Origin of the sequence: Modestobacter versicolor (assembly GCF_041028285.1) — a bacterium.
GTDB classification, from domain to species: Bacteria; Actinomycetota; Actinomycetes; order Mycobacteriales; family Geodermatophilaceae; genus Modestobacter; species Modestobacter versicolor_A.
The window spans coordinates 1-5,598 of the sequence record NZ_JABGDB010000014.1 but is presented as its reverse complement, the minus strand read 5'-3'; the positions used below and the strand labels follow the sequence as shown (position 1 = coordinate 5,598).

Annotated in this window: 3 rRNA genes; all 3 read right to left on the bottom strand. The window is 58.4% G+C overall.

The window, feature by feature from the left end:
- Positions 1–7 precede the first annotated feature (7 nt).
- The 3 genes from rrf to HL054_RS22020 all read right to left on the bottom strand — a co-directional run bounded on the left by rrf (position 8) and on the right by HL054_RS22020 (position 5,445).
- Positions 8–124: ribosomal RNA gene (rrf, locus tag HL054_RS22030) — 5S ribosomal RNA — on the bottom strand.
- 146 nt (positions 125–270) lie between these two features.
- Positions 271–3,394: ribosomal RNA gene (locus HL054_RS22025) — 23S ribosomal RNA — on the bottom strand.
- A gap of 528 nt (positions 3,395–3,922) precedes the next feature.
- Positions 3,923–5,445, bottom strand: a 16S ribosomal RNA gene (locus HL054_RS22020).
- The 16S, 23S and 5S rRNA genes sit together here, the layout of an rRNA operon.
- Positions 5,446–5,598 lie beyond the last annotated feature (153 nt).

Below are 5,598 nucleotides of genomic sequence, written 5' to 3'. Positions count from 1 at the left end.
GAGTTATGTCCGGCGGCGTCCTACTCTCCCACCCGGTCCCCCGGGCAGTACCATCGGCGCTGAAAGGCTTAGCTTCCGGGTTCGGAATGAGACCGGGCGTTTCCCTTTCGCCATGACCGCCGTAACACTGTGAACTTGTCCCCCACCCCCGACAACTCACCAACCGCGCACACGCACGAGCGTGTGGGGTGGTGGTGGGGGTGGGTTCCGTACGTTCAGAACCACACAGTGGACGCGAGACATCTATTCACACATGTAGCTGGATGATGTGTGGTCAAGCCCTCGGCCTATTAGTACCGGTCAGCTCCACGCATTGCTGCGCTTCCACCTCCGGCCTATCAACCCGCTGGTCTGGGCGGGGGCCTTACCCGGTTGACCCGGTGAGAGACCTCATCTTGAAGCGAGCTTCCCGCTTAGATGCTTTCAGCGGTTATCCCTGCCGAACGTAGCCAACCAGCAGTGCTCCTGGCGGAACAACTGGCACACCAGAGGTTCGTCCGTCCCGGTCCTCTCGTACTAGGGACAGCTCTTCTCAAGTCTCTTACGCGCGCGGCGGATAGGGACCGAACTGTCTCACGACGTTCTAAACCCAGCTCGCGTACCGCTTTAATGGGCGAACAGCCCAACCCTTGGGACCTACTCCAGCCCCAGGATGCGACGAGCCGACATCGAGGTGCCAAACCATCCCGTCGATATGGACTCTTGGGGAAGATCAGCCTGTTATCCCCGGGGTACCTTTTATCCGTTGAGCGACACCGCTTCCACATGCCGGTGCCGGGTCACTAGTCCCAGCTTTCGCTCCTGCTCGACCCGTCAGTCTCGCAGTCAAGCTCCCTTGTGCACTTGCACTCGACACCTGATTGCCAACCAGGCTGAGGGAACCTTTGGGCGCCTCCGTTACATTTTGGGAGGCAACCGCCCCAGTTAAACTACCCACCTGACACTGTCCCTGATCCGGATCACGGACCGAGGTTAGACATCCAATTCGACCAGAGTGGTATTTCAACGATGACTCCACGAACACTGGCGTGCCCGCTTCACAGTCTCCCACCTATCCTACACAAGCCGAACCGAACACCAATATCAAGCTATAGTGAAGGTCCCGGGGTCTTTCCGTCCTGCCGCGCGTAACGAGCATCTTTACTCGTAGTGCAATTTCGCCGAGCCTGTGGTTGAGACAGCTGAGAAGTCGTTACGCCATTCGTGCAGGTCGGAACTTACCCGACAAGGAATTTCGCTACCTTAGGATGGTTATAGTTACCACCGCCGTTTACTGGCGCTTGAGTTCTGAGCTTCGCCCCGAAGGACTAACCCGTCCCCTTAACGTTCCAGCACCGGGCAGGCGTCAGTCCGTATACATCGTCTTTCGACTTCGCACGGACCTGTGTTTTTAGTAAACAGTCGCTTCTCACTGGTCTCTGCGGCCACCCACCGCTGCCCACCGCAAGGGTGTTCACGATGAATGGCCCCCCTTCTCCCGAAGTTACGGGGGCATTTTGCCGAGTTCCTTAACCACAGTTCGCTCGATCGCCTTGGTATTCTCTACCTGACCACCTGAGTTGGTTTGGGGTACGGGCCGCTAAGAACTCGCTAGAGGCTTTTCTCGGCAGCATAGGATCATCCAATTCGCCTCATTCGGCTATGCGTCAGGTCTCACCCTGTATGCGATGCGGATTTACCTACATCGCGGGCCACACCCTTGCCCCGGTACTACCACTCACCGGTAGGACTACCTTCCTGCGTCACCCCATCGCTTGCCTACTACCAGTCCAGGTCCCGCGTTCCACCAGATCAGACCCGAAGGTCAGTCACCGGCTTCAGGCGGTTAGTATCGCTGGGTTCAGCATGGGCGTTCTTTCGCGGGTACGGGAATATCAACCCGTTGTCCATCGACTACGCCTGTCGGCCTCGCCTTAGGTCCCGACTCACCCTGGGCGGATTAGCCTGGCCCAGGAACCCTTGGTCATCCGGCGGGGGAGTTTCTCACTCCCCTTTCGCTACTCATGCCTGCATTCTCACTCGTGTGGCGTCCACGGCTGGATCACTCCGCCGCTTCAATCGCCACACGACGCTCCCCTACCCATCCCCACACCTGGCCCGCACCCCAAGGGCACGGACGGGTTCATGGAAATGCCACAGCTTCGGCGGTGTGCTTGAGCCCCGCTACATTGTCGGCGCGGAACCACTTGACCAGTGAGCTATTACGCACTCTTTCAAGGGTGGCTGCTTCTAAGCCAACCTCCTGGTTGTCACGGCAATCCCACATCCTTTTCCACTTAGCACACGCTTAGGGGCCTTAGCTGATGATCTGGGCTGTTTCCCTCTCGACTACGAACCTTATCGCCCGCAGTCTCACTGCCACGCTCTCACTTACCGGCATTCGGAGTTTGGTTGATTTCAGTAACCTTGTGGGGCCCCTAGACCATCCAGTGCTCTACCTCCGGCAAGAAACACGTGACGCTGCACCTAAATGCATTTCGGGGAGAACCAGCTATCACCGAGTTTGATTGGCCTTTCACCCCTACCCACAGCTCATCCCCTCCATTTTCAACTGAAGTGGGTTCGGTCCTCCACGCGGTCTTACCCGCGCTTCAACCTGGCCATGGGTAGATCACTCGGCTTCGGGTCTAGAGCACGCGACTGTGCCGCCCTGTTCGGACTCGCTTTCGCTACGGCTACCCCACACGGGTTAACCTCGCCACGTACCGCTAACTCGCAGGCTCATTCTTCAAAAGGCACGCAATCACCCCCACGCGTAAACGCGCATAAGGCTCTCACGGCTTGTAGGCACACGGTTTCAGGTACTATTTCACTCCCCTCCCGGGGTACTTTTCACCTTTCCCTCACGGTACTTGTCCGCTATCGGTCACCAGGGAGTATTTAGGCTTAGCGGGTGGTCCCGCCAGATTCACACCGAATTTCACGGGCTCGGTGCTACTTGGGATACAACTCGGGAGGCCATGTGTTTTCGTGTACGGGGCTCTCACCCTCTACGGCGACCCCTTCCAGAGGCCTTCCACTAACACAAGACTTTCTGACTCCCTGCACCCTCGGCAGAAGGCACTGAATCGTCCCACGACCCCGACCACACAACGCCTGCCGGCTTGACATGCGATCGGTTTAGCCTCATCCGCTTTCGCTCGCCACTACTCACGGAATCACGGTTGTTTTCTCTTCCTGTGGGTACTGAGATGTTTCACTTCCCCACGTTCCCTCCACACGCCCTATGTGTTCAGGCGCGGGTCACACCACATGACTGGTGCGGGGTTCCCCCATTCGGAAATCCTCGGATCAACGCTCGGTTGACAGCTCCCCGAGGCTTATCGCAGCCTCCTACGTCCTTCATCGGCTCCTGGTGCCCAGGCATCCACCGTGTGCCCTTAACAACTTGGCCACACAAACACCCACGCCCACCCACGACAAAACCCCAACCCCACCACACCTTCTGGAGGATCAGGACCGTCCTGGATCAGCGCGGGCGTCCAGATACATACCTACAAGATAAATAGATGCTCGCGTCCACTGTGCAGTTCTCAAAGTACGGAAAGTGACCCCACATCCCCCACCGCCAGACCCCCAACCCCACCCCTACGGGCAGCGTTCGAGCGGTACGACGAGCATGGAGCCCTCAGAGACAACCACCCGACCCCGTTCCCAGGACCGGCCCGTTCCCTCAGGACCCAACAGCGTGCCTACAACCAGCAACCCACCCACCACCACGTTCCAGACCACCGCATCCAAAGACACGGGGACGTACTAGCAGCGACACCAGGTCACCAGCCGAACTGGTCAGCGTTCCACCCTCGAGCTCCGCCACCAACACCCGCCGACATCCCAGAATGGAACATCGATCACGGTCGGTGCACGGCTCTGGACCACTTCCACAGGACGAACCTGCAAGAAAGCGGCCAGTGCTCCTTAGAAAGGAGGTGATCCAGCCGCACCTTCCGGTACGGCTACCTTGTTACGACTTCGTCCCAATCGCCGATCCCGCCTTCGACGGCTCCCTCCCACAAGGGGTTGGGCCACCGGCTTCGGGCGTTACCGACTTTCGTGACGTGACGGGCGGTGTGTACAAGGCCCGGGAACGTATTCACCGCAGCGTTGCTGATCTGCGATTACTAGCGACTCCAACTTCATGGGGTCGAGTTGCAGACCCCAATCCGAACTGAGACCGGCTTTTTGGGATTCGCTCCACCTCGCGGTATCGCAGCCCTTTGTACCGGCCATTGTAGCATGTTTGCAGCCCTAGACATAAGGGGCATGATGATTTGACGTCATCCCCACCTTCCTCCGAGTTGACCCCGGCAGTCTCCTATGAGTCCCCACCATCACGTGCTGGCAACATAGAACGAGGGTTGCGCTCGTTGCGGGACTTAACCCAACATCTCACGACACGAGCTGACGACAACCATGCACCACCTGTGCACGACCCTTTAAAGGACCTGCCATCTCTGACAGATTTCCGTGCATGTCAAGCCTAGGTAAGGTTCTTCGCGTTGCATCGAATTAAGCAACATGCTCCGCCGCTTGTGCGGGCCCCCGTCAATTCCTTTGAGTTTTAGCCTTGCGGCCGTACTCCCCAGGCGGGGCGCTTAATGCGTTAGCTGCGGCACGGAGACCGTGGAATGGCCCCCACACCTAGCGCCCAACGTTTACGGCGTGGACTACCAGGGTATCTAATCCTGTTCGCTCCCCACGCTTTCGCTCCTCAGCGTCAGTTACTGCCCAGAGACCCGCCTTCGCCACCGGTGTTCCTCCTGATATCTGCGCATTTCACCGCTACACCAGGAATTCCAGTCTCCCCTGCAGTACTCTAGTTTGCCCGTATCGACTGCAGGCCCGAGGTTGAGCCTCGGGTTTTCACAGCCGACGCGACAGACCGCCTACGAGCTCTTTACGCCCAATAATTCCGGACAACGCTTGCACCCTACGTATTACCGCGGCTGCTGGCACGTAGTTGGCCGGTGCTTCTTCTGTAGGTACCGTCACTTTCGCTTCGTCCCTACTGAAAGAGGTTTACAACCCGAAGGCCGTCATCCCTCACGCGGCGTCGCTGCGTCAGGCTTTCGCCCATTGCGCAATATTCCCCACTGCTGCCTCCCGTAGGAGTCTGGGCCGTGTCTCAGTCCCAGTGTGGCCGGTCACCCTCTCAGGCCGGCTACCCGTCGTCGCCTTGGTGGGCCGTGACCCCACCAACAAGCTGATAGGCCGCGGGCCCATCCTCAGCCGATGAATCTTTCCACCACCAGACCATGCGGTCAGCGGTCACATCCGGTATTAGCACCAATTTCTTGGAGTTATCCCAGAGCTGAGGGCAGGTTGCCCACGTGTTACTCACCCGTTCGCCGCTAGGGCACCCCCCGAAGGAGGGCCTCGCTCGACTTGCATGTGTTAAGCACGCCGCCAGCGTTCGTCCTGAGCCAGGATCAAACTCTCCGTAGATGATTTGATCGCAGCTGAGACCGAGAGTTGGCACTCTCGTTCAATCAACCAAAGGAACCCAAAGACCTGGACCAACAAAGACCCAGGCCAAGGGGAATTGTTACTTGGCACTGACTTTCGGCACGCTGTTGAGTTCTCAAGGAGCGGACGCGC